A 22,684-nucleotide genomic window follows, 5' to 3' on the forward strand; every position below is an offset into this window, starting at 1 on the left:
CCTGATGAATGAAATTTTTCCTTTAGCAAGCGCCGCCGGGATGACCGTCGGCCTTGCCGTTTGTGCACTGATTATCGGCCTCGTACTGGCGATGTTCTTTGCGGTGTGGGAGTCCGTTAAGTGGCGCCCTGTCGCATGGCTCGGTTCAGCGCTGGTAACTGTGCTGCGTGGACTGCCGGAAATTCTGGTGGTCCTGTTTATCTATTTCGGCTCCTCACAGCTGCTGTTAACGCTGTCGGACGGCTTTACGATTAATCTCGGCTTTGCGCAGATCCCGGTGCAAATGCAGATTGAGAACTTCGACGTCAGTCCGTTCCTGTGCGGCGTAATTGCGCTCTCCCTGCTCTATTCGGCCTATGCGTCACAAACGCTGCGCGGCGCGCTGAAAGCGGTACCGCAGGGACAGTGGGAATCCGGTCAGGCGCTGGGCCTGTCGAAAGCGGCGATCTTCTTCCGCCTGGTGATGCCGCAGATGTGGCGTCATGCCCTGCCAGGGCTGGGCAACCAGTGGCTGGTACTGCTGAAAGATACCGCGCTGGTGAGCCTGATCAGCGTGAACGATTTGATGCTGCAAACCAAAAGTATCGCCACCCGTACGCAGGAGCCATTTACCTGGTACATCGTCGCGGCGGCTATCTACCTGGTGATCACGTTGCTGAGCCAGTACGTTCTGAAGCGTATTGATCTGCGCGCAACGCGTTTTGAACGGAGACCAGGCTGATGCTGGATTATTTACCCGAACTGATGAAAGGGCTGCACACCAGCCTGACGCTGACCGTTGCGTCTATCATCGTAGCGCTGATCCTGGCGCTGTTCTTCACCATCGTCCTGACGCTGAAAACGCCGGTGCTGGTGTGGATTGTCCGTGGCTACATTACGCTCTTTACCGGTACGCCGCTGCTGGTGCAGATCTTCCTGATTTACTACGGTCCAGGGCAGTTCCCGTCGTTACAGGAATATCCGGTTATCTGGCATTTGCTCTCTGAGCCATGGCTCTGCGCCCTGATAGCTCTCTCACTGAACAGCGCGGCCTATACCACGCAGCTGTTTTACGGCGCGATCCGCGCGATCCCGGAAGGCCAATGGCAGTCCTGCGGTGCGCTGGGCATGAGCAAGAAGGATACGCTGGCGATCCTGCTGCCATACGCCTTTAAGCGTGCGCTCTCTTCCTATTCCAACGAAGTCGTTCTGGTGTTCAAAAGCACCTCTCTGGCCTACACCATCACCCTGATGGAAGTGATGGGCCACGGGCAGCTGCTGTACGGACGTACCTACGACGTGATGGTGTTCGGTGCGGCGGGTCTGGTCTATCTGGTGGTCAACGGTCTGCTGACGCTGATGATGCGTCTTATCGAGCGTAAGGCGCTGGCGTTTGAGCGCAGGAATTAATCACGCCAATGCATAAAACGGTATTGATTGAGCGGGTAACCTGATGGGTTATCCGCTTTTTTTTGCAACAAAGGCAATATTTAATCATTTTTATTGCATATAAATTCAGTAGATGGCATTGTATATCCAGGCCGCAGACACGGCGCATAAATAAGACAGACGGGAGCATTACAATGAAAAAGTTAGTTCTGGCCGCATTACTCGCAACCTTCGCCGCAGGCGCATCCGCCGCAGATAAAATCAATTTTGGCGTTTCTGCCACCTATCCGCCGTTTGAATCGCTGGATGCCAGCAACCAGATCGTCGGCTTTGACATTGACCTGGCGAAAGCGCTGTGCAAGCAGATGCAGGCCGACTGCACCTTTACTAACCACGCGTTTGACAGCCTGATCCCGTCCCTGAAATTTAAAAAATACGATGCGGTGATCTCCGGCATGGATATCACCCCAGAGCGCAGCAAGCAGGTCGCGTTTACCGACCCGTACTACGCGAACTCTGCGGTAGTGATTGCGAAGAAAGGGGCTTATAAGTCTTTCGACGAACTGAAAGGCAAGCGCATCGGCATGGAAAACGGCACCACGCACCAGAAATATCTCCAGGACAAGCATCCTGAAGTGAAAACCGTGGCCTATGACAGCTACCAGAACGCAATTATCGACCTGAAAAATGGCCGTATCGATGGCGTATTTGGCGACACCGCGGTCGTGAATGAGTGGCTGAAAACCAACCCGCAGCTGGGTACAGCGACGGAGAAAGTGACCGATCCGCAGTACTTTGGTACCGGCCTCGGCATCGCGGTACGTCCGGATAACAAAGCCCTGCTGGAAAAACTGAACGGCGCGCTGAAAGCGATCAAAGCTGACGGCACATACCAGAAAATCAGTGAGCAGTGGTTCCCGCAGTAATCTCTTTTTGCCGGGTGGTCTGGCCTACGGGGGTGGTCTGTAGGCCGGGAAAGCGCAGCGCCACCCGGCAATTTCTCATAGCGGCACAAAGAACCTGAACCGCGCCCCGCTCACGGACTCCATCAGCCTGATCCCGCCACCGTGCAGCTCCAGCATTCTCTTCACGATTAACAGCCCTAATCCCCCACGGTTCTCCCGCGACGCCTGAGGATTTAACGCTGACGGTCGCTGGAACAAATCGTCGCGCAGCGAGGCATCTACGCCCGTACCATTGTCTGCCACTTCGACCTGAAGTCGTTCGTTCTCCTGCCAGACCGCCAGACGAATTTCTCCGCCGCTCGGCGTATGACGGATGGCGTTATCCAGAAGATTAGTGACCACGCGCTCGATCATCGACACGTCGGCGTTCACCAGCGGCAATCGCCCCGGCACATCAATACGCAGGTTCACCTCGCGCGTGCGGGCGGTAAGTTCAAACTTCTGCGCCACGTCGGAAATCAGTTCAGCCATGGCAAAACGCTCGCGCTGGGGCTTGATGCCGCCGTGCTCAAGACGCGCCAGCTCGAACAGCTGCTGCGACAGATGGCGTACCTTTTGCCCCTGACGCAGCGCGGTAGCGAGGTACTGCTGATGCTCCTGCGGCGACAGCGTGGCGGATTTCAGCGACAGCGTTTCCAGATAACCCAGCAGCGATGTCAACGGGGTGCGTAAGTCGTGCGAAATGTTGGCGATAAACTCCCGGCGCTGGCGGTCGCTGTCGGCCAGCCGATCCCACTGAGAGGTGATTTTGCGCGCCAGCTCGATAAAGGTATTGCGCAGGATCGCCACTTCATCCTGGCCGGCAGGCTCGAGCGGCTGGGCCGCCAGCTGCTTAATCGCGCTGATGCTGTCCTGCTCCAGCCCGGCCACGTCCAGCGTGAGCTGTTTAACCGGGCGCGTCACCCAGTACCAGAGCAGCAGCCCCGCCAGCAGACCAAACAGCGCCACCAGCAGCATCGACCACAGCGCCGTACTCCAGAGCGCTTTGTGCCAGGCCATCTCCGCCAGCGCGTTGGACTCCTCCCCCTGCAAAATAATGTACAGATACCCCTTCAGCTCGCCGTCCTGTCGCAGCGGGGTGGCGCTGAAGACTTTCTTATTCTGGCTTCGGGGATCGTCGCCAAACACCGGCATCACCGTCCCGCTCAGGAAATTCTGTATCGGCGCGAGGTCAATTTTTTGCCGCTGAATGTGCCCCGGCGGGGCGGCATCGGCCAGGATATCGCCATCAGGCGAGACAACATACAGCTCGACGCTCGGATTAAAGGTCATCAGCCGGTCGAACAGCGGCTTTAAGGCGCTGCGATCCACCCTGCCCTGCGAATCCAGAATCGCTTCCCGCTGCGCAATCTGCTGCGCCAGCCCGCCGGAGAGACGCTGCACCATCGCATTGCCGTACTGCATGCTAACGTAGAGCTGCACCGCACAGGCGACGGTGGCGCAGAGCAGCAGTAACACCGTAAACAGCAGCGTCAGACGCTGGCTCAGGCTAAAGCGACGCATCATGATTCTGCTCCGCAAATTTGTAGCCTTTACCCCAGACGGTGCGAACGATCTCCGGCTCGGCGGCATCTTTCTCTATTTTGATGCGCAGGCGGTTAATATGGGTGTTGACGGTGTGTTCGTAGCCTTCGTGCTGATACCCCCACACCTGCTCCAGCAATGCCAGCCGTGAAAAGACCTCTCCGGGATGGCGGGCAAAAAAATAGAGCAGTTCAAATTCACGCGGGGTGAGATCGACGTGTTGACCATTAAGACGCACGGTGCGCGCCAGCGGATCGATAGTCAGACCGTGCGCCTGAATAATGCCGTCCGTCTGCGCCTGGCCCATCGCCTGCTGTCGGCGGAACAGCGCCTTAATGCGGGCAATCAGCTCCTGCACCGAGAAAGGTTTTGCCAGATAATCATCCGCCCCGGTTTCCAGGCCGGTAATACGGTCAGTTTCACTGCTGCGGGCGCTAATGATGATAATGGGCAGGTAGCGGGTCATCTGGCGGATACGGCGGCAAATCTCCAGACCATCAACATTCGGCAGCATCAGATCGAGGATCACCGCGTCCCACGGCTGTTTTTCCAGAAGCGGTAACGCCTTTCCCCCGTCCGGCTCGTGGGTAATGGCGTAGCCTTCATCTTCCAGGTTAAGACGCAGGAGTGCAGCGATATCGTGGTCGTCTTCTACCAGCAGGATCTGCTTCATGGGTAAGCCTTCAATCATTTGTTATGACGTAAGCTTACCTGATTTCGAGCGGGGGAAGAGTTCACATTTTGTTTAAGATTTCACGAGCAACGTCAGCACTTCGTAATGCACAGTGTGCGGGAACATATCAAAGAGCTGAACGCGCGCAATGCGGTAGCCCGGCAGGCTGGCGATATCCTTCGCCATGGTCTGCGCGTTACAGCTGGAGTAGACGATGTACTCCGGCGCCATCTGGCTCAGGTAGTCGCAGAGCGCCTGGCCGATACCCCGGCGCGGCGGGTTCACCAGCACCAGCTCCGGCACGTTGCCCTGGCCGGTGGCGAACCGGGTCGAGTCCAGCGCCTGGAAGTGCAGATTCGTCAGCCCCAGCTCCGCGGCGGACTGTTTCGCGCAGGCGATGGCCTCCGCAGAAATTTCAATCCCGGTGAGCTGCATGTCTGGCGTGGCACAGTGCAGGCCAAAGCCGCCGACGCCGCAGAACAGATCCCACATATGATGAACCTGTAACGCACGCACCCAGTCGCGCGCGGTCGCGTACAGCGCGCTGGCGACGGTGGGGTTAGTCTGGAAGAAGCTTTGCGGACGGATCCACAGCGGCACGCCGTTGAAATTCTCCGCCAGCGCATGCTGTTCGGTGAAGAAAATCTCTTTCTCTCCTTCCATGATCGCCATATGCACCGGCTGAATATTAGCGGTAATGACCTTGAGCTGCGGAAGCTGTTCCTGCAGCCACGGCAACACCGCGCGAAGCTGCTCCAGTTTGGTTTCCGAACGCAGCACAAAGCGCAGCATCATCCCGCCGTCGATTTGGCTTTCGGTCAGCAGAAGGTACTTAAGCTCGCCGCGCCTGCGGGCAACGTTATAGGGCGTTAACCCCGCGCGGGCGATAAAGGGTTTCAGGGCGGTAAACACTGGCTCAAACGAGGCGGGATACAGCGGACAGCCGGTGAGATCGACGGGCGTGCCGTCACGGTGCAGCATGCCCAGCAGCGGCTTTTCGACGCTGCCGCTGACCACCATTTTGGCTTTATTACGAAAGCCCTGCTCCGGCCCGCTGACGGGTGCGCACCACTCGCCCACCGCGTGTGCTGCCAGCAGCTGTTGCAGGTCGGCCATTTTGGCGGTGAGTTGTTGAGGGACCGGCTGTTCTATCCACTGACAGGAGCGGCAGCGTCCGGCGTCATAGAGTGCGCACTGCATATGAAAACCTTAAGAATCACGAGGGCTGCGATTATACACATTATTGCAGGCGGAAGAACCGCCGACTGGAGGCGGGAACATAGAGCAGGCAGAGCACCAGCATGTCCGGCAATTTTTGCATCACTAAGGAATGGAAAATCTCGCGGCGGGAGCCGCCGGGAATGCTGAACAGCTCCGGATAGCCATAGCCCAGCGAGGCGGCCCACAGATAGCTGGCGGCGGTGATCTGCGTAAGAAAATATACCCAGCGCGCCCAGTTGCGCCCCTTTACCAGCGAGAACGCACAGTAGATCTCAATAAACACCAGCATCAGGCTGCTGAGAAACACCAGCGTCAGATTCCACGTCTGCGCGCTGCGGTGAATGAACTCCCCCATGCCTCGCGGGCCCAGCGTGTTCATAATCATCAGCACATCCAGGCAGCGGATCATAATAATGGCGAGCGCCGCCACCTGCACCAGCGCAGGGACGTTCGGACGGGCGTGCGAATGACGTGTTTTTTGTAAGAATCCCAATGTTTTTACTTCCCTGAAAAACAGTGCCGCGTCATACGCGGCACATCACTGGAAATAATAATTCCTTCAGCCGCGTCTTGCACGCTGGATATCGCGCACGCGCTGCTTTTCCGCGCGCGCCATCAAATACCAGGCGATAAATCCGACAATTCCGACCACGCCGAGGATGATGGAGGCCAGGGCATTAATCTCCGGATTCACCCCCATGCGCACGCTGGAGAAGACCAGCATCGGCAGCGTCGTCGCGCCCGGCCCCGACACAAAGCTGGCGATAACCAGATCGTCGAGCGAGAGCGTGAACGCCAGCAGCCAGCCGGAGATCACCGCCGGCATAATCATCGGCAGCGTAATGATGAAAAAGACCTTCAGCGGCGTGGCGCCGAGATCCATCGCCGCCTCTTCAATGGAGCGATCCAGCTCGCGCAGCCGCGAGGAGATGACCACCGCCACATACGCCGTACAGAAGGTGACGTGCGCCAGCCAGATGGTGAGCATCCCGCGATCCGCTGGCCAGCCGATGGCGTGCGCCAGCGCGACAAACAGCAGGAGCAGCGACAGACCGGTGATGACGTCCGGCATCACCAGCGGGGCGGTGATCATAAACGCAAAACCATTTGCTCCGCGAAAACGGCCGAAGCGCACCATCACCAGCGCGGCAATCGTGCCCAGCACGCAGGCCATCGTCGCCGCCAGCGCCGCAATGGTCAGGCTCAGCCCCACCGCACTCATCATCGCATCATCGTGGAACAGCTCGCTGTACCAGCGCGTCGACCAGCCCGCCCAGACGGTGACCAGCTTAGAGCTGTTGAACGAGTAGATCACCAGCATCAGCATCGGCGCATACAGGAAGGTAAAGCCGATAATCAGGATCAGAATTCGCCACGGGGAGCGTACTACCGGTAAGTTGTTCATCCGTGGTCTCCCATCTGTTTCTGCTGATGTTTGTGGAACCACATGATCGGCACGATCAGCAGCAGTAACATGACAATCGCCACCGCCGAGGCCACCGGCCAGTCGCGGTTATTGAAAAACTCCTGCCACAGCACGCGGCCAATCATGATGCTGTCCGGCCCGCCGAGCAGTTCGGGGATCACAAACTCCCCGACCGCCGGGATAAACACCAGCATCGATCCGGCGATGATCCCGCCTTTTGTGAGCGGCACAATGACGCTGAAGAACGTCTTCAATGGGCGTGCGCCGAGATCCAGCGAAGCTTCCACCAGCGAGTAATCGATTCGCGTCAGCGCCGTATAGATTGGCAGCACCATAAACGGCAGATAGGCATAGACAATCCCGATATACACCGCAAGGTTGGTATGCAGGATCGTCAGCGGCTGGTCGATCACCCCAAGCCACAGCAGGAAGTTATTCAGTATGCCGTTATTCTTCAGGATCCCCATCCACGCGTACACGCGGATCAGGAAAGATGTCCACGACGGTAAAATGACCAACAGCAGTAAAATATTTCGCGTCGACGGCTTGCTGTGCGCCACTGCCCACGCCAGCGGGTAGCCCATCAACAAGCAGCAGATCGTTGAGATCGCCGCAACCTGTAACGACTGTAAATAGGCTTCGAAATAGAGCGGATCCTCAGTCAGTTGCAGGAAATTCCCAAGGTTTAAGGTCAGCGTCAGTTGCCCGTCGGCCCACTCCCACAGATCGGTATACGGCGGGATCGCCCGCGCCATCTCCGCCAGGCTGATCTTAAAGACGATCAGGAACGGCAGCAGAAACAGCAGGATCAGCCAGATATAGGGCATGGCGATGACCAGCTTGCGGCCATGCGCCATCTGCACGCGCGCCAGCCAGTGCGAGAAACCGCCCGGTTTTTTGACGCGGGCTGGAGGTTCAAGTGTGCTCATGACCGCTCCTTATACCGTCAGGACTACGCAACTGTCCGCATCCCAGCACAGGCTCACTTCGTCGCCCCAGGTTGGCTGTCCCTTGCGATACCGGTGTTCGTTCTGTAACTGGGCGCTGAGCATCTGGCCGCTTTTCAGGCGGACATGGTAAATCGACAGATCGCCGAGATAGGCGATGTGTACCACTTCGCCCACGGCAAAGTTATAGCCATCGGCGGGCGGCTCATCGCAAAGCATGATTTTTTCCGGGCGCAGGGCAACGTAAACCGGTACGTTGTCCACCACGGAATTATCAGAATCAACCTTAAGCGGGTGCACCAGCCCCGGCGATTCAATCACCAGACCGTCTTCCTGGCGTTCCTTCAACAGCCCTTCGAAGACGTTTACCGAGCCGATGAACTCCGCGCTGTAGCGGGTTGTCGGGTGTTCGTAAATCTCCTCCGGCTCGCCTATCTGCACGAACTTACCGCGATTCATGATCGCAATGCGCCCGGCCATGGTCATCGCCTCTTCCTGGTCGTGCGTCACCATCACGCAGGTCACCCCTACGCGCTCAAGGATATCCACCACTTCCAGCTGCATCCGGTCGCGCAGCTTTTTATCCAGCGCGCCCATCGGCTCGTCGAGCAGGAGTAATTTCGGCCGTTTGGCCAGACTTCTTGCCAGCGCCACGCGCTGACGCTGGCCGCCGGAAAGCTGATGCGGCTTACGCTTCGCGAACTCCTGCATGTGCACCAGGCTCAGCATCTCCGCCACGCGCGCGGTGATTTCGGCTTTCGGCAGTTTGTCCTGCTTCAGGCCGAAGGCGATGTTCTGCTCGACGGTCATGTGCGGGAACAGGGCATAGGACTGGAACATCATGTTAATGGGCCGCTGGTACGGCGGCACGCTGGAGAGGTCTACCCCATCCAGCACGATCTGCCCGGCGGTAGGTTGTTCAAACCCGGCCAGCATGCGCAGCAGGGTCGATTTACCGCAGCCGGATGCGCCGAGCAAAGCAAATATTTCACCTTTGTAGATCGTCAGGCTGACATCGTCCACGGCATGCTGGCCGTCGAAGGATTTGGTGAGGTTTCGAATTTCAAGAAGCGGGGTCAGCGCTTTACGGACTTTCGCCTGCGGGCGGGGGATCGCGTCATTCACGGGGTGCTCTCCGGCATAGATCAACACTGGTGCAAACGCACCGTCAGGGTGCGCATCGCCGGGCGGCGCTAACGCTTGCCCGGCCTACGGGATTTGTCGGCCCGGTAAGCGACAGCGCCACCGGGCAACGATATCAAACGCCGTTACTTACCGCTTTTCACCTTCGTCCACGCGCGGGTACGCACACGGTCAATTTTCGGTTCCTGCACTTTCAGGGTGAACAGCTTGGCAAACACATCGGCTGGCGGGTAGATCGCCGGATTATTGCGGATTTCTTCGCTCACCAGCGGCACGGAGGCCTTGTTACCGTTGGCGTAGTAGACGTGGTCGCTGATGTGGGCAATCACTTCCGGACGCATCAGGTAGTTGAGGAACTGATACGCTTCCTCTTTGTTTTTCGCATCAGCCGGCATCGCGAAGACGTCGAAGAACGCCAGCGCCCCCTCCTTCGGAATGAAGTAGGAAACATTCACACCGTTTTTCGCCTCTTTCGCACGGTTCGCTGCCTGCCAGACGTCACCCGCCCAGCCGATGGCCACGCAGATATCCCCGTTAGCCAGGTCGTTGATGTACTGAGAGGAGTGGAAGTAGCGAATATTCGGACGCAGCTTCAATAGCAGGTCGGTCGCCGGACCGGTGTAGTCGTCGGCCTTGCTGCTGTTTGGATCTTTGCCGAGATAGTTAAGCACGGTGGCGAAAATCTCTTCCGGCGCATCAAGGAAAGAGACGCCGCAGCTTTTCAGCTTCTCGAGATTTTCCGGCTTCAGCACCACGTCCCAGCTGTCCAGTTTGACGTCCGGGCCCAGCGCCGCTTTGACTTTATCCACGTTAAAGCCAATACCAGTGGTCGCCCACAGGTAAGGCATGGCGTATTTGTTGTCCGGATCATGCTTCGCCACCAGCTTCAGCACTTCCGGATCGAAGTTTTTCCAGTTCGATAACTTGTTCTTGTCCAGCGGCTGGAAGACACCGGCGGTCAGCTGACGCTCCAGGAAGCTTGCAGAGGGCACCACCAGGTCGAAACCGGTACTGCCCGCCATCAGTTTGCCTTCCAGTACTTCGTTGGAATCGAATACGTCGTAGACAACCTTAATGCCGGTCTCTTTTTCAAAATTCGCGACGGTGTCCGGCGCAATATAGTCAGACCAGTTATAGACGTGCAGCGTTTTTTGTTCCGCAGCGAGCGTGCCGGCAGAGACGGCCATCAGAGCACCCGCAACCAGACCCGATAACCATTTTTTATTCAAGGCGATCATATTGTTATTCCTTCTGAAAGCTCGTTAACAAACGAACCAAAACTGTGCAGCCTGAAGATATGCAATATTCATGCATAGTTTGTCGCTCTGCCCGAAATAAAATACACCCCTCTTCCCGGCAGGTTCCGCTCGCTTTTTTAAGCACCGCAAGAATAACTGTAGCCCGTGTCTCCGGCTATAGCCCAGACGAAAAAACGCCTTTTATCAATTTTTTATGCAGATTATGTCTACGTGATAAGCCGAAACGGCCTGAGAGGAGGTGAAAAATTCTTTAAAGAAAGGTTAAAAGCAGCAGAAAAAGCGGTGTTATGCAGCCGCTCTGGTAGCGACTGCGCAAAAGTCAGACAGGCTTAGTGGAGAAAATTGGAAGATGCATCATTATTCTCGGCATCATCTTCCGCGCTATACAGCAGGTGATGTGCGTTGGCTTCCATCATTACCATGGAAATTTGCTCTTCGCTCAGGCGCATAAACCAGGCGAACTGTTTGAAGGAGAGCCCCGCGCCGGAGAATAAAGACTGGCAAACCACCAGCTTCGGCAGATTATCATCCTGTATGTCGAGAAACGCTTTCACGGTCAAAGAACTGGCGTTAATCGCTGACAGATCGGATGCCAGTGCAAGCAGCGCTGAAGGCTTCACTTCAGCCAGCGCCGAGAACAGGATCACGTCGTTAATCAGATCGATTTTGGCATCAAAAATACCATCGAAATTTTGCATGTGAGGCAGATGCAGCGCCTGGCAGGAGTCGCATTCGAAAAAAGTAATACCGGCATCATCGAGCCATTGACGTAACGTATCCAGTGTAGGTACGACCTGTAAATCCATCGCTGTGCAGCCTCTTAAATAAAAACGTTGTCCAGCTTACGCAAAAAGTGCGCGCCGATCCATTTAACCGCCCGTTTTCAGGCAAAATCCCGGCGTCGCATGGCGTTCAATCCATGCGATCATTTTACCTGCAATATCGACGCCTGTGGTTTTTTCCACCCCTTCCAGCCCCGGCGAGGCGTTAACTTCCATCACCAGCGGCCCGCGGTCGGCACGCAGCAGATCGACCCCCGCCACGTCCAGGCCCAGCGTCTGCGCCGCTTTCACCGCAATCTCACGCTCGCGCTCGCTGATAAGGGCCACCCGCGCGATACCGCCGCGGTGCAGGTTAGAGCGGAAGTCGCCCTCTTTCGCCTGCCGCTCTATGGCGGCAACCACTTCATCGCCCACCACAAAGCAGCGGATGTCGCACCCTTTGGCCTCTTTAATATACTCCTGCACCAGAATATGGGCATTCAGACCGCGAAAGGCGTCAATCACGCTTTCCGCCGCCTGACGCGTCTCCGCCAGTACCACCCCAATACCCTGCGTGCCTTCCACCAGCTTAATGACCAGCGGCGCACCGCCCACCATGTCGATTAAATCGCTGGTGTCGTCCGGGGAGTGAGCAATCCCGGTGACGGGCAAATCGATCCCCTGGCGCGCCAGCAGTTGCAGCGAGCGCAGCTTATCGCGGGCGCGTGAGATCGCCACGGATTCATTGAGCGGATAGCTTCCCAGCATTTCAAACTGGCGCAGCGCGGCCGTGCCGTAATAGGTGATCTGGGAGCCAATGCGGGGAATTACCGCATCAAAATGCGGGAGTTTGCGGCCTTTGTAATGAATCGACGACGCCGCAGGGTCGATGTTCATATAGCAGGACATCGGATCGAGGATCTCAACCTGATGTCCGCGTTTCGCCGCCGCTTCTCGCAGGCGTTTACATGAATAGAGCGTTCCATCCCGGGACAATATGGCAATTTTCACCCTGCACCTCTCTAAAGACATGGGAAAAGCCTGCCTATCATACACGAGGCGCAGGAGGAAGGGACTATCGCGTTGCCCAGCCCTGTTTGTGCAGGTAATCAAGAATGAACGGGCGGTTTTCTTTAATGATGGTGCGACGAATATGGTCGCTCCAGGTATCGCGGCGGTTGTTGCTGTCGCGCGTCAGATAGTAGTTCGCCAGCTCTTCATCGTATTGATGCAGAACGTCCTGATCGACCGGCTGGTAGTGGTTTTCATGCACCAGCATCGCAGCAGGAATACGCGGCTTCAGATCCGGGTTATCCGCCGGCCAGCCGAGGCACAGACCAAACAGCGGCAACACGTGTTTCGGCAGCTTCAGCAGTTGCGTCACGCTTTCGATGTTATTACGCAGCCCGCCGATATAGACGCCGCCAAGCCCCAGCGATTCCGCCGCCGTGAACGCGTTTTGCGCCATCAATGCCGTATCCACCACGCCCAGCAGCAGCTGTTCCGCCAGCCCCAGCTCCGCCTCAGGACAGATTTGCAGGTGACGGTTAAAATCGGCGCAGAACACCCAGAACTCAGCCGCCTGGGCAACGTGCTTTTGTCCGCCCGTCAGCGTTACCAGCTGCTCACGCATCGCCGGATCGGTGATGCGGATAATGGAGCTGCACTGCAAAAAGCTGGAGCTGGAGGTGCCTCTTGCGCTGTCGATGATCGCGTCCCGCTGCGCCAGGGTGATCGGCTCATCGGTGAAATGGCGAATGGAACGGTGGGAACGAAGCAGGTCAATGGTTGGCGTCATTTTGTCTCTCTTTGTATTGCGTAAAACGTATGGCAGCCAGTATAGGCAATGATCCACCTGATGTAATTGGCGAAACATAGCCTGACTGTATCAAAGTGACAGGTGAAACCTTCTTTCCATGACGGCAGGTTATCGTGCACTATAGGGATTATTCGCCGTCAGGCTTGTTTTTTGAGGAGAGAGAAATGTTTGCAGTAATTTTTGGTCGTCCAGGATGCCCTTACTGTGTGCGCGCGAAAGAGCTGGCTGAGAAACTGACTGAAGAACGTGATGATTTCAACTTCCGTTACGTGGATATCCACGCGGAAGGCATCAGCAAAGCCGATCTGGAAAAAACCGTGGGTAAACCGGTTGAAACCGTGCCGCAAATCTTCCTCGATCAGAAACACATCGGCGGCTGCACCGATTTCGAAGCGTACGCCAAAGAGCACCTGGGCCTGTTTGCCGCTCAGTAATGCTAAGACGCCCTCACCCTGAGGGCGTTTTTATTTATGGTGCTTCCGCTGTTGCAGCAGGCTGCGCATAAATAAGAAACAGAGCGCGCCCAGCGCACACCAGAAAACGCCACTTAGTAGCCACGCCACTTCCTGCCAGACGCTTCTCGACGAGAGAAACAGCACGCGCATCAGAAGCAGGCAGAGGGGCGCCGCAAGGATGGCCCCCAGCAGCGGCATTACCACCTCGCCTTTGCGCGAGAGAAAACTAGCCACTACCCCCGGCAGGATGAAGAACAACAGGCCCAGCTCGGGATGACCGGACGCTCTGAAGGCGCCCTTCACATTAAAAGCAAGCGACATGCAAACGACCGTAAACAGCAAAAAGCAGCTGATTACGCCAACCCAGTTTCGTTTAAAGTTCAAACTATCCTCCTGACTTATCTCTATCAAATACAAAAATCGTCCGGTGGACGCCCAGTCAGATAAAGCATTGCGGCAATCCTTGCCAAAACACGCACACAAGTCGTGCGATAATAGGTGGCTGTCGGTAGCTATTACGATTAAACTAACCGCCTGCTAGTGTTTAGGGTATTTATCAGGAAGCAGGGAGGTGCAAAGTGATTCCCTGACTCTGAAAACAGTAGCCCAAATAGTCCTTTCATTCAACAACTTACTGGTAAACAAGAAGTTAGCCTCCGTGAATATAAACGTCGCAGACTTGTTAAATGGGAATTACATCCTGTTATTATTTGTGGTACTGGCACTGGGCCTTTGTCTGGGTAAATTGCGCCTGGGTTCAGTTCAACTTGGTAATTCCATTGGCGTTTTAGTCGTCTCCCTGTTATTAGGTCAGCAACATTTCAGTATTAACACGGACGCGCTTAACTTAGGTTTCATGCTGTTTATTTTCTGCGTTGGCGTGGAAGCCGGTCCGAACTTTTTTTCCATTTTCTTCCGAGACGGCAAAAATTATCTGATGCTGGCGCTGGTGATGGTCGGCAGCGCCCTGCTGATTGCGTTAGGGCTGGGCAAACTGTTTGGCTGGGACATCGGCTTAACGGCCGGTATGCTGGCAGGCTCGATGACCTCCACGCCGGTGCTTGTTGGCGCGGGGGATACGCTTCGTCATTCTGGCATGGCAGGCACGCAGCTTTCCGCCGCGCTGGATAACCTGAGCCTGGGCTATGCCCTGACCTATCTGATTGGTCTGGTGAGCCTGATTGTTGGCGCGCGCTATCTGCCAAAACTTCAGCATCAGGATCTCCAGACCAGCGCCCAAACCATTGCCCGAGAGCGTGGTCTGGATACGGACTCCAAACGTAAAGTTTACCTGCCGGTGATCCGCGCATACCGCGTCGGTCCGGAACTGGTTGCCTGGACCGACGGGAAAAACCTGCGCGAGCTGGGGATTTACCGTCAGACCGGCTGCTACATCGAACGTATCCGTCGTAACGGCATTCTGGCAAACCCGGACGGTGACGCGGTGCTCCAGATGGGCGATGACATCGCTCTGGTTGGTTACCCGGACGCCCACGCGCGTCTCGATCCGAGCTTCCGCAACGGGAAAGAAGTGTTCGACCGCGACCTGCTGGACATGCGTATCGTAACCGAAGAGATTGTGGTGAAGAACCACAACGCCGTGGGCCGCCGTCTGGCGCAGCTGAAGCTGACCGACCACGGCTGTTTCCTCAACCGCGTGATCCGCAGCCAGATTGAAATGCCTATCGACGATAACGTGGTGCTTAATAAAGGCGATGTGTTGCAGGTCAGCGGCGATGCCCGACGTGTTAAAACCGTTGCCGACCGTATCGGCTTTATCTCGATTCACAGTCAGGTGACGGACCTGTTAGCCTTCTGCGCCTTCTTCATTGTTGGCCTGATGATCGGGATGATCACCTTCCAGTTCAGTAACTTTAGCTTCGGCATCGGTAACGCTGCCGGTCTGCTGTTCGCCGGGATCATGCTGGGCTTCCTGCGAGCGAACCATCCCACCTTCGGCTACATCCCTCAGGGAGCGCTGAACATGGTGAAAGAGTTCGGTCTGATGGTCTTTATGGCGGGTGTCGGCTTAAGCGCCGGGAGCGGCATTGGCAATGGCCTGGGTGCGGTCGGCTGGCAAATGTTGGTTTCCGGACTTATCGTCAGCCTGGTACCGGTAGTCATCTGCTTCCTGTTCGGCGCCTACGTGCTCCGCATGAACCGCGCCCTGCTCTTCGGCGCGATGATGGGCGCGCGCACCTGCGCACCGGCAATGGAGATCATCAGCGACACCGCGCGCAGCAACATCCCGGCGCTGGGCTATGCAGGCACCTACGCCATCGCAAACGTGCTGCTGACGCTGGCAGGTACGCTGATCATCATTATCTGGCCAGGACTCGGATAAATCTCAAGATTGCGTGTGGCTGAAAAAATTTTCGTTACGCGCAGAACTTTTTACGCAGGGTGCAGTCATAACTAGTGCCACTGCTTTTCTTTGATGTCCCCAATTTGTGGAGCCCATCAACCCCGCCATTTTTGGTTCAAGGTTGATGGGTTTTTTGTTTCCCTAAAAAATAGCTTTTAAATTCAATCAATTGCATATTTTTGGGTTATTGGCGACATTATGCGACGGATTTTTTGTATGTCAGGTTTGATTCGACAAAATCGAGCGATAAAGCTCACCCGCCTCTAATTTTTGCGGCTCCGTATGAAAGCACATAGCCAACTATCAACGCCCCAAAACACCCGGTGAATTTCATCCATGTACTTTCAAACCAGAAGAATGACCCCATAGCAAAAAGCACAGCCAGAAAGGTGATAGTTCCCTCAATTGCGTGGGACATTAACGATTTTACAAATTTCATTCTGTATTCCTTTGCAATCAATAGGGTGTCCTTCAATGAACACCAGGTAAGGCTCTAACTGCTGTTCAACGAGAAAGTAGACCATATCCAGACTCTCTTTTGACACCCTGGCGTATGTAGAGGGATATTTGGCTTTCATCCGTCTTGACGCTCTGGCTGATTCTTCAATGATTCCCTGAAACATCACGACGTTTAACGCTGCTGAAGCGCTGAACCGAATAAAATGCTTGTACGCCTGATCAATCGCCAGACGATTCAACATCAGACTTGCGGTTGTCTGTGCCAAAGCTATTTGCCCTGCTGCTCGCCCACCAACGCTCCCGGCTCCGTAACCCAATTTATTGTTTACGGCCTCTTTACCATCATCATTGAGTTTCTGATAGAACGACGTGAAAACGATAGTTATCAGTCTGCGTAATGGTGACTCAGCATTACCCAGGCTCTTGAGCATATAGAAAAAACGCTCCGTCTCAGCCTGGTTTCTTTGTTTAGCGCTATCCCCGGCAAGCCCGCTTCCCTCCCAGCTTCTTACAACGCCCATGTAAGCTGTGTTCGGTATGGAGGAGATCCCATCGAGAATCCCTAATGCAACCTGTTTAATATCCATATCTCATACGTATTGTTCTGAACCCGAACAAAGAATAACCAAAGCTCACGGGCGCTTCCAGACGTAATTTTTCAGTTTCCCAGAAATCCTTAAATTCCCCTTGTACCGTGCCAGCTCTGCCCTGTCGCCCGGTTGCGCCGTTAAAACAAGAAACCCAAACGATCCTCCAAATCTCACATAAAATTATTTTTTATCTTAACCAATGGAACAAAATAAGATCCGGTGCGGAATTTGGCCGTGATGAGTGGTTTGCTTTATATAAGGATGACTGGGGAATCGACGATGGAACATGGATTGATCACGTCTATCGCGGGCTGTTCAGACTCCATCCCGGTACAGTGTCAGAAGGGTGTATATCAATCGCCCATAACTCCGATTAGCATTAATCCGTAACGCTCTTATGAACACAGAGCTTATTCAGGTTCCATGTATGCGTTCACATATGGCTCGCGGCTGTATTGAGGTTATTGACGGTGGATATCACTACCCTTGCCTGTAAATGGGGCTCAAGACTACTTAAGGCCGTCTGGTTTGTGTTAATTAGCTTCCTGGCAGGACGTATGCTGGGTCCTTCAACAGCTTATATTAACCACGACGTTGCAACTGCTATTTGCGGCTTCATCTATGGTGATATTAATGCGGAGACAATGTACGAAACATATACAAATATTGATATTTTGATTCTGTTAACATCTGCAACGATCGTCTGTCTCATAACATTGAAGATATTCAACAAAACCAGGAATCATTAATCTTCTTATCCCGCCCTGTCTGTGGCTCAAAGACGACTGCTCAACGTAATGGTACTTCACTGAGGACATTTATTTGCCCTTATTGCCCTTCCCTCACTCGCCACAAACATATATGATTTAGTGTATATGACAAAAACCACGCAGGATCGCCAGATGCTTCACCCCGTTCAGCTCTTCAAAACCCTCTCCGACGAAACGCGCCTCTCCATCGTCATGCTTCTGCGTGAAGCGGGCGAGCTGTGCGTCTGCGATCTCTGCTCCGCTACCAACGAGCCGCAGCCGAAAGTCTCCCGCCATATGGCCTTACTGCGCGAGGCCGGGCTGGCCATCGACCGTCGCGAGGGTAAGTGGATCTACTACCGTCTCTCTCCCAACATGCCTGCATGGGCGGCAACCGTTATCGACACCAGCTGGAACTGCCTGCGAGAAGAGACACGTATGAAGCTGAAAAACCGCCTCCCGGGCTCGTGCTGACCACAACACATTCACAAAAACAGATATAACGGAGTAAAAGATGTTTCTGGCAGGGGCTATTTTTCTGTTTACGCTGGTACTGGTTATCTGGCAGCCCAAAGGGCTCAGTATCGGCTGGAGTGCCACCATTGGCGCCGCGCTGGCGCTGGCGAGCGGTGTGATCCACGTTAACGACATTCCGGTGGTCTGGAACATCGTCTGGAATGCGACGGCCACGTTTATCGCGGTTATCGTTATCAGTTTGCTGCTGGATGAGTCCGGTTTTTTCGAGTGGGCGGCGCTGCACGTTGCTCGATGGGGAAACGGTCGCGGGCGGTTGCTGTTTACCTGGATCGTGCTGCTGGGTGCGGCCGTGGCGGCGCTGTTCGCCAATGACGGTGCGGCATTGATCCTGACGCCTATCGTTATCGCCATGCTGCTGGCGCTGGGGTTCAGCAAGCAGGCCACGCTGGCGTTCGTGATGGCGGCGGGATTTATCGCCGATACCGCCAGCCTGCCGCTGATTGTCTCCAACCTGGTCAACATCGTCTCAGCGGACTTCTTTAAGCTGGGCTTTAGCGAATACGCCTCGGTGATGATCCCGGTTGATATCGCCGCAATTGCCGCGACGCTGGTAATGCTGCATCTGTTCTTCCGCAAGGAAATACCGCCGGAATATGACCTGGCAAAACTCCGCGAGCCCGCACGGGCCATTCATGACCTGCCGACGTTCAGAACGGGCTGGATCGTGCTGCTGCTACTGCTCGTCGGTTTCTTTGTGCTTGAACCTCTGGGTATCCCGGTCAGCGCTATCGCAACAACTGGCGCGCTGATTTTATTTGCCGTTGCGAAACGCGGGCACGCCATCAACACCGGGAAAGTGCTGCGCGGCGCACCCTGGCAGATCGTTATCTTTTCGCTGGGGATGTATCTGGTGGTGTATGGCCTGCGTAATGCCGGGCTGACGGAGTCTCTTTCAGGCGTTCTTGATCGCTTAGCCGGACATGGACTCTGGGCCACTACGCTGGGAACCGGATTTATCACCGCCTTTCTGTCATCCATAATGAACAATATGCCAACGGTATTGATCGGCGCGCTCTCCATTGAGGGTAGTGCGGCAACAGGCTTGATTAAGGAGGCGATGATTTACGCTAACGTGATTGGCTGCGATCTGGGGCCGAAAATCACCCCCATCGGTAGCCTGGCTACCCTGCTATGGCTTCATGTGCTGGCACAGAAAAACATGACCATTACCTGGGGCTACTATTTCAGGACGGGCATCATAATGACGCTGCCGGTTCTGTTTGTGACGCTCGCCGCGCTGGCGCTACGTCTCTCCTTCACACTGTAATGAGTAACGGATATGAGCAACATCACTATCTACCACAACCCGGCCTGCGGCACGTCGCGCAATACGCTGGAGATGATCCGCAACAGCGGTACGGAACCCGAAATTATTCTCTATCTTGAGAACCCACCGTCGCGTGATGAACTGACCAGGCTGATTGCAGACATGGGGATTCCCGTGTGCGATCTGCTGCGCAAAAACGTCGAGCCTTATGAGCAACTGGGCCTTGCCGGGGGAAATTTCACCGATGACCAGCTTATCGATTTCATGCTGCTGTACCCCATTCTGATTAACCGTCCGATTGTGGTGACGCCGCTGGGTACACGTCTGTGCCGCCCTTCTGAAGTCGTTCTCGACATCCTTCCGGACGCGCAAAAAGGGGCATTTACAAAGGAAGATGGCGAAGTCGTCGTTGACGCCAGCGGGAAAAAAATCTCCTGACATCAGGCGTGGCCGGGGCGAGCGCTATCAGACGGTATCCTCGCCTGCAATCCGTCCCACTATCGCCCGGATCTCCTCCCGGTTTAACGGCGACCGGTCGGTTACAAAATGCAGCGTCATCCCCTCGATAAACGCATCCAGCGCACGGGCGGTGGCCGGATCAAACCACTGCTCAAGCGTAGTCTGGCTCATCTTCATCCAGTCCTGCATCACCGTTTTCAGCGCGGCGCTGCGGTGCATAAAAGCGTACAGCTGATACATCAGCGCCATATTGTGTGGCGTGGTCACGGCTGAACTGTGGATCAGCGTGGTAATGGCCTCGCACGCCCTCTCCCGCCCGGTCACCCCCGCGAAGAAATCCCGGTACTGCTGAGACATCTGCTGCGTAAACCACGTGAACGCCTCCTCCAGAAGCGACTCCATCCCGTCGAAATAGTAGGTCATCGACCCCAGCGGTACGCCTGCGCAGGTGGCAATTTTGCGGTGCGTGACGGCATGAATACCGTGCTCAGCAATGGTGTCCAGCGTCGCCTGGAGTATCTTCTCGCGGCGGTTAGGGTCGTTTGGTGGTCTGCTCATAAAATCCTCATCCGGTTTATGTACAAATGTACACAAAGTTGCTAGTGTTGTCGCTATTGTTGTACTTCTGGTGCTGATCCCAATGACGCTAACTTCTCCTCGCAAAGCCCTGCATCTGCGCATGTGGGCGCTGTTTATGTTCTTCTTCATCCCCGGGCTGCTGATGGCTTCCTGGGCAACGCGCACCCCGGCAATCCGCGATACGCTATCCGTCTCGACGGCGGAGATGGGGATCGTGCTGTTTGGCCTGTCGATTGGCTCGATGAGCGGCATCCTCTGCTCGGCCTGGCTGGTGAAGCGCTTTGGCACGCGCGCGGTGATCCGTACCACCATGTGCTGCGCCGTGGTGGGAATGTTCGCTTTGAGCGTGGCGCTGTGGTTCGCCTCGCCGCTGATGTTTGCCCTTGGGCTGATGGTATTTGGCGGCAGCTTTGGTGCGGCTGAAGTGGCCATTAACGTCGAGGGGGCCGCCGTCGAACAGGCGATGAACAAAACGGTGCTGCCCATGATGCATGGCTTTTACAGTCTCGGCACGCTGGCGGGCGCGGGCGTGGGGATGGCGCTAACGGCGCTGGGCATTGCGGCCAATGTGCACATTTTGCTGGCGGCGCTGGTCTGTATTATCCCGATCCTCACCGGCATCAGGGCTATTCCCGCAGGCACAGGACAACACGCCACGGACGAACAGAAGTCTGCGGCAAAAGGGTTGCCCTTCTATCGTGATTTCCAGCTAATGCTGATTGGCGTGGTGGTGCTGGCGATGGCATTTGCTGAAGGCTCCGCCAACGACTGGCTACCGTTGCTGATGGTGGACGGGCACGGATTTAGCCCCACCTCCGGCTCGCTGATCTACGCTGGATTTACGCTCGGCATGACCGTCGGACGCTTTACCGGCGGCTGGTTTATCGACCGTTACAGCCGCGTGGCGGTCGTCCGTGCCAGCGCCCTGCTGGGTGGGCTGGGCATCGCGATGATCATCTTTGTGGATGTGGACTGGATTGCCGGTGTGTCGGTGATCCTGTGGGGGCTGGGCGCCTCCCTTGGCTTCCCGCTGACCATTTCCGCTGCCAGCGATACCGGTCCCGATGCGCCGACGCGCGTGAGCGTTGTGGCAACCACGGGCTACCTTGCCTTCCTGGTGGGGCCACCGTTGCTTGGATTCCTCGGTGAGCACTACGGGTTGCGCAGCGCCATGCTGGTGGTGTTAGGGTTAGTGATTATTGCCGCCCTGGTGGCGCGTGCGGTGGCAAAACCGGAAGCAGAACAAACGACAATGGAGAAGGGATATGAGCGTTAAACTGATTGCAGTCGACATGGATGGCTCCTTCCTGAGCGATGCGAAAACCTATAATCGCGCGCGTTTTCTGGCGCAGTACGCGCGCATGAAAGCGCAAGGCATCCGTTTTGTGGTCGCCAGCGGAAACCAGTACTACCAGTTGATCTCATTTTTCCCCGAGATCGCCCATGAAATCGCCTTCGTCGCCGAAAACGGCGGCTGGGTGGTGGATGCGGGCGAAGACGTGTTTAACGGCGAACTGTCGAAAGAGCATTTTCTGACCGTCGCCACCCTGTTAAACGACGTGCCCGGCATTGAGATAATTGCCTGCGGAAAAAACAGCGCCTACACGCTGAAAACGTATAACGACCTCTTCAAAGAGATTGCGGCGAAATACTATCACCGCCTTGAAAGCGTCAGCAGCTTTGACAACCTCAATGATATTTTCTTCAAGTTCGGGCTTAATGTCTCTGACGACGAAATACCGCGCATTCAGGCGCTGCTGCATGAGAAGCTTGGCGACATCATGGTGCCGGTGACCACGGGTCACGGCAGTATCGACCTGATAATCCCTGGCGTGCACAAAGCTAACGGCCTGCGGATCCTGCAAGCGCGCTGGGGCATTGAGGACAGTGAAGTGGTGGCCTTTGGCGACAGCGGTAACGACGTGGAGATGCTGCGCCAGGCTGGGTTTGGCTTCGCGATGGCCAACGCCAGACCGCATATAAAAGCTGTGGCCCGCTATGAAGCGCCGAACAATAATGACGAAGGGGTGCTGGACGTGATTGATATGGTGCTGGAGGGGAAGGCGCCGTTTAATTGATTCCGTGCGCTCTGGGGCCTTCACCCTAACCCTCTCCCAC

The 22,684-nt window shown here is 55.7% G+C and carries 24 protein-coding genes and 1 pseudogene; 11 read left to right on the plus strand and 14 right to left on the minus strand.

The genetic code is table 11. The annotated features are described in order from the left end of the window. Positions 1–4 precede the first annotated feature (4 nt). From artQ to artJ, 3 genes are all read left to right on the plus strand, one after another. Positions 5–721: an arginine ABC transporter permease ArtQ gene (gene artQ, locus CKK19_RS17215; RefSeq protein ID WP_003858367.1), complete on the plus strand. Its 717-nt coding sequence runs from the start codon at positions 5–7 to the stop codon at positions 719–721. Further along, positions 721–1,389, plus strand: a complete 669-nt coding sequence (gene artM / locus CKK19_RS17220) for an arginine ABC transporter permease ArtM (protein ID WP_022647579.1) — start codon at positions 721–723, stop codon at positions 1,387–1,389. The genes artQ and artM overlap by 1 nt, the downstream gene beginning before the upstream one ends. A gap of 173 nt (positions 1,390–1,562) precedes the next feature. Continuing rightward, positions 1,563–2,294 carry an arginine ABC transporter substrate-binding protein ArtJ gene (gene artJ, locus CKK19_RS17225; protein ID WP_015571008.1) on the plus strand — a complete coding sequence of 244 codons (732 nt, stop codon included), beginning with the start codon at positions 1,563–1,565 and terminating at the stop codon, positions 2,292–2,294. 75 nt (positions 2,295–2,369) lie between these two features. Here artJ and CKK19_RS17230 read toward each other — a convergent pair whose 3' ends face one another. From CKK19_RS17230 to nfsA, 11 genes are all read right to left on the minus strand, one after another. Continuing rightward, entirely contained in the window at positions 2,370–3,839 is a 1,470-nt protein-coding gene (locus tag CKK19_RS17230) for a sensor histidine kinase (protein WP_032624570.1), read from the minus strand. Beyond that, positions 3,823–4,530 (minus strand): response regulator transcription factor, encoded by a 708-nt coding sequence (locus CKK19_RS17235; RefSeq protein ID WP_023299686.1) that lies wholly within the window; start codon positions 4,528–4,530, stop codon positions 3,823–3,825. The genes CKK19_RS17230 and CKK19_RS17235 overlap by 17 nt, the downstream gene beginning before the upstream one ends. Before the next feature lie 72 nt (positions 4,531–4,602). Next, on the minus strand, positions 4,603–5,730 hold the full coding sequence (gene rlmC / locus CKK19_RS17240) for a 23S rRNA (uracil(747)-C(5))-methyltransferase RlmC (protein WP_063853940.1): 1,128 nt from the start codon (positions 5,728–5,730) through the stop codon (positions 4,603–4,605). A gap of 40 nt (positions 5,731–5,770) precedes the next feature. Next, positions 5,771–6,268: a YbjO family protein gene (locus CKK19_RS17245; protein WP_087878582.1), complete on the minus strand. Its 498-nt coding sequence runs from the start codon at positions 6,266–6,268 to the stop codon at positions 5,771–5,773. A 42-nt stretch (positions 6,269–6,310) separates the two neighbouring features. Then, positions 6,311–7,156 (minus strand): putrescine ABC transporter permease PotI, encoded by an 846-nt coding sequence (gene potI, locus CKK19_RS17250; protein WP_022647574.1) that lies wholly within the window; start codon positions 7,154–7,156, stop codon positions 6,311–6,313. After that, entirely contained in the window at positions 7,153–8,106 is a 954-nt protein-coding gene (gene potH / locus CKK19_RS17255) for a putrescine ABC transporter permease PotH (RefSeq protein ID WP_022647573.1), read from the minus strand. The genes potI and potH overlap by 4 nt, the downstream gene beginning before the upstream one ends. A 9-nt stretch (positions 8,107–8,115) precedes the next feature. Further along, positions 8,116–9,249 carry a putrescine ABC transporter ATP-binding subunit PotG gene (gene potG, locus CKK19_RS17260; protein WP_006809449.1) on the minus strand — a complete coding sequence of 378 codons (1,134 nt, stop codon included), beginning with the start codon at positions 9,247–9,249 and terminating at the stop codon, positions 8,116–8,118. Between the two features lie 143 nt (positions 9,250–9,392). Beyond that, positions 9,393–10,505: a spermidine/putrescine ABC transporter substrate-binding protein PotF gene (gene potF, locus CKK19_RS17265; RefSeq protein ID WP_225455188.1), complete on the minus strand. Its 1,113-nt coding sequence runs from the start codon at positions 10,503–10,505 to the stop codon at positions 9,393–9,395. A gap of 350 nt (positions 10,506–10,855) precedes the next feature. Further along, positions 10,856–11,332 carry a YbjN domain-containing protein gene (locus CKK19_RS17270; RefSeq protein WP_022647571.1) on the minus strand — a complete coding sequence of 159 codons (477 nt, stop codon included), beginning with the start codon at positions 11,330–11,332 and terminating at the stop codon, positions 10,856–10,858. Between the two features lie 63 nt (positions 11,333–11,395). Beyond that, positions 11,396–12,298 (minus strand): 30S ribosomal protein S6--L-glutamate ligase, encoded by a 903-nt coding sequence (gene rimK / locus CKK19_RS17275; protein ID WP_032621711.1) that lies wholly within the window; start codon positions 12,296–12,298, stop codon positions 11,396–11,398. Between the two features lie 64 nt (positions 12,299–12,362). Next, positions 12,363–13,085: a nitroreductase NfsA gene (gene nfsA / locus CKK19_RS17280; RefSeq protein WP_063853939.1), complete on the minus strand. Its 723-nt coding sequence runs from the start codon at positions 13,083–13,085 to the stop codon at positions 12,363–12,365. A 185-nt stretch (positions 13,086–13,270) separates the two neighbouring features. On the opposite strand from nfsA, the gene CKK19_RS17285 reads away from it, so the two are divergent. Continuing rightward, positions 13,271–13,540 carry a GrxA family glutaredoxin gene (locus CKK19_RS17285; RefSeq protein WP_014169305.1) on the plus strand — a complete coding sequence of 90 codons (270 nt, stop codon included), beginning with the start codon at positions 13,271–13,273 and terminating at the stop codon, positions 13,538–13,540. 30 nt (positions 13,541–13,570) lie between these two features. Here CKK19_RS17285 and CKK19_RS17290 read toward each other — a convergent pair whose 3' ends face one another. After that, positions 13,571–13,945: an inner membrane protein YbjM gene (locus CKK19_RS17290; protein ID WP_023299682.1), complete on the minus strand. Its 375-nt coding sequence runs from the start codon at positions 13,943–13,945 to the stop codon at positions 13,571–13,573. A 274-nt stretch (positions 13,946–14,219) separates the two neighbouring features. Here CKK19_RS17290 and CKK19_RS17295 point away from each other — a divergent pair, with 274 nt between their 5' ends. Then, positions 14,220–15,905 carry an aspartate:alanine antiporter gene (locus CKK19_RS17295; protein WP_001024855.1) on the plus strand — a complete coding sequence of 562 codons (1,686 nt, stop codon included), beginning with the start codon at positions 14,220–14,222 and terminating at the stop codon, positions 15,903–15,905. 422 nt (positions 15,906–16,327) lie between these two features. Here the strand turns inward: CKK19_RS17295 and CKK19_RS17300 are convergent, their stop codons facing one another. Beyond that, entirely contained in the window at positions 16,328–16,972 is a 645-nt protein-coding gene (locus CKK19_RS17300) for a hypothetical protein (protein ID WP_046618550.1), read from the minus strand. A 197-nt stretch (positions 16,973–17,169) separates the two neighbouring features. Between CKK19_RS17300 and CKK19_RS17305 the strand changes: the two are divergent. The 4 genes and pseudogenes from CKK19_RS17305 to arsC form a co-directional block, all read left to right on the plus strand. Further along, positions 17,170–17,471 (plus strand): annotated as a pseudogene (locus tag CKK19_RS17305) (tlde1 domain-containing protein); the annotation flags it as partial. A 406-nt stretch (positions 17,472–17,877) separates the two neighbouring features. Next, positions 17,878–18,198, plus strand: a complete 321-nt coding sequence (locus CKK19_RS17310) for a metalloregulator ArsR/SmtB family transcription factor (RefSeq protein WP_015571018.1) — start codon at positions 17,878–17,880, stop codon at positions 18,196–18,198. Between the two features lie 40 nt (positions 18,199–18,238). Then, the gene (locus CKK19_RS17315) at positions 18,239–19,528 is read left to right on the plus strand and encodes an arsenic transporter (protein ID WP_023299679.1); all 1,290 of its coding nucleotides are present in this window, start codon (positions 18,239–18,241) and stop codon (positions 19,526–19,528) included. 12 nt (positions 19,529–19,540) lie between these two features. Beyond that, positions 19,541–19,966, plus strand: a complete 426-nt coding sequence (gene arsC / locus CKK19_RS17320; RefSeq protein WP_023299678.1) for a glutaredoxin-dependent arsenate reductase — start codon at positions 19,541–19,543, stop codon at positions 19,964–19,966. A gap of 27 nt (positions 19,967–19,993) precedes the next feature. Here arsC and CKK19_RS17325 read toward each other — a convergent pair whose 3' ends face one another. Next, positions 19,994–20,545, minus strand: a complete 552-nt coding sequence (locus CKK19_RS17325) for a TetR/AcrR family transcriptional regulator (protein WP_023299677.1) — start codon at positions 20,543–20,545, stop codon at positions 19,994–19,996. 82 nt (positions 20,546–20,627) lie between these two features. Between CKK19_RS17325 and CKK19_RS17330 the strand changes: the two genes are divergently transcribed. Then, on the plus strand, positions 20,628–21,842 hold the full coding sequence (locus CKK19_RS17330; protein WP_022647559.1) for an MFS transporter: 1,215 nt from the start codon (positions 20,628–20,630) through the stop codon (positions 21,840–21,842). After that, positions 21,832–22,644 carry a Cof-type HAD-IIB family hydrolase gene (locus tag CKK19_RS17335; protein WP_022647558.1) on the plus strand — a complete coding sequence of 271 codons (813 nt, stop codon included), beginning with the start codon at positions 21,832–21,834 and terminating at the stop codon, positions 22,642–22,644. The genes CKK19_RS17330 and CKK19_RS17335 overlap by 11 nt, the downstream gene beginning before the upstream one ends. Positions 22,645–22,684 lie beyond the last annotated feature (40 nt).

It is taken from the genome of Enterobacter sp. CCUG 70166 (assembly GCF_020224095.1).
Classification (GTDB): Bacteria; Pseudomonadota; Gammaproteobacteria; order Enterobacterales; family Enterobacteriaceae; genus Enterobacter; species Enterobacter intestinihominis.

Excerpts from the sequence above, each read along its gene's own strand:
- artQ (WP_003858367.1), top strand. The coding sequence starts at position 5 with ATGAATGAAATTTTTCCTTTAGCAAGCGCCGCCGGGATGACCGTCGGC.
- artM (WP_022647579.1), top strand. The coding sequence starts at position 721 with ATGCTGGATTATTTACCCGAACTGATGAAAGGGCTGCACACCAGCCTG.
- artJ (WP_015571008.1), top strand. The coding sequence starts at position 1,563 with ATGAAAAAGTTAGTTCTGGCCGCATTACTCGCAACCTTCGCCGCAGGC.
- CKK19_RS17230 (WP_032624570.1), bottom strand. The coding sequence starts at position 3,839 with ATGATGCGTCGCTTTAGCCTGAGCCAGCGTCTGACGCTGCTGTTTACG.
- CKK19_RS17235 (WP_023299686.1), bottom strand. The coding sequence starts at position 4,530 with ATGAAGCAGATCCTGCTGGTAGAAGACGACCACGATATCGCTGCACTC.
- rlmC (WP_063853940.1), bottom strand. The coding sequence starts at position 5,730 with ATGCAGTGCGCACTCTATGACGCCGGACGCTGCCGCTCCTGTCAGTGG.
- potI (WP_022647574.1), bottom strand. The coding sequence starts at position 7,156 with ATGAACAACTTACCGGTAGTACGCTCCCCGTGGCGAATTCTGATCCTG.
- potH (WP_022647573.1), bottom strand. The coding sequence starts at position 8,106 with ATGAGCACACTTGAACCTCCAGCCCGCGTCAAAAAACCGGGCGGTTTC.
- potF (WP_225455188.1), bottom strand. The coding sequence starts at position 10,505 with ATGATCGCCTTGAATAAAAAATGGTTATCGGGTCTGGTTGCGGGTGCT.
- CKK19_RS17270 (WP_022647571.1), bottom strand. The coding sequence starts at position 11,332 with ATGGATTTACAGGTCGTACCTACACTGGATACGTTACGTCAATGGCTC.
- nfsA (WP_063853939.1), bottom strand. The coding sequence starts at position 13,085 with ATGACGCCAACCATTGACCTGCTTCGTTCCCACCGTTCCATTCGCCAT.
- CKK19_RS17285 (WP_014169305.1), top strand. The coding sequence starts at position 13,271 with ATGTTTGCAGTAATTTTTGGTCGTCCAGGATGCCCTTACTGTGTGCGC.
- CKK19_RS17300 (WP_046618550.1), bottom strand. The coding sequence starts at position 16,972 with ATGGATATTAAACAGGTTGCATTAGGGATTCTCGATGGGATCTCCTCC.
- CKK19_RS17310 (WP_015571018.1), top strand. The coding sequence starts at position 17,878 with ATGCTTCACCCCGTTCAGCTCTTCAAAACCCTCTCCGACGAAACGCGC.
- CKK19_RS17315 (WP_023299679.1), top strand. The coding sequence starts at position 18,239 with ATGTTTCTGGCAGGGGCTATTTTTCTGTTTACGCTGGTACTGGTTATC.
- arsC (WP_023299678.1), top strand. The coding sequence starts at position 19,541 with ATGAGCAACATCACTATCTACCACAACCCGGCCTGCGGCACGTCGCGC.
- CKK19_RS17325 (WP_023299677.1), bottom strand. The coding sequence starts at position 20,545 with ATGAGCAGACCACCAAACGACCCTAACCGCCGCGAGAAGATACTCCAG.
- CKK19_RS17330 (WP_022647559.1), top strand. The coding sequence starts at position 20,628 with ATGACGCTAACTTCTCCTCGCAAAGCCCTGCATCTGCGCATGTGGGCG.
- CKK19_RS17335 (WP_022647558.1), top strand. The coding sequence starts at position 21,832 with ATGAGCGTTAAACTGATTGCAGTCGACATGGATGGCTCCTTCCTGAGC.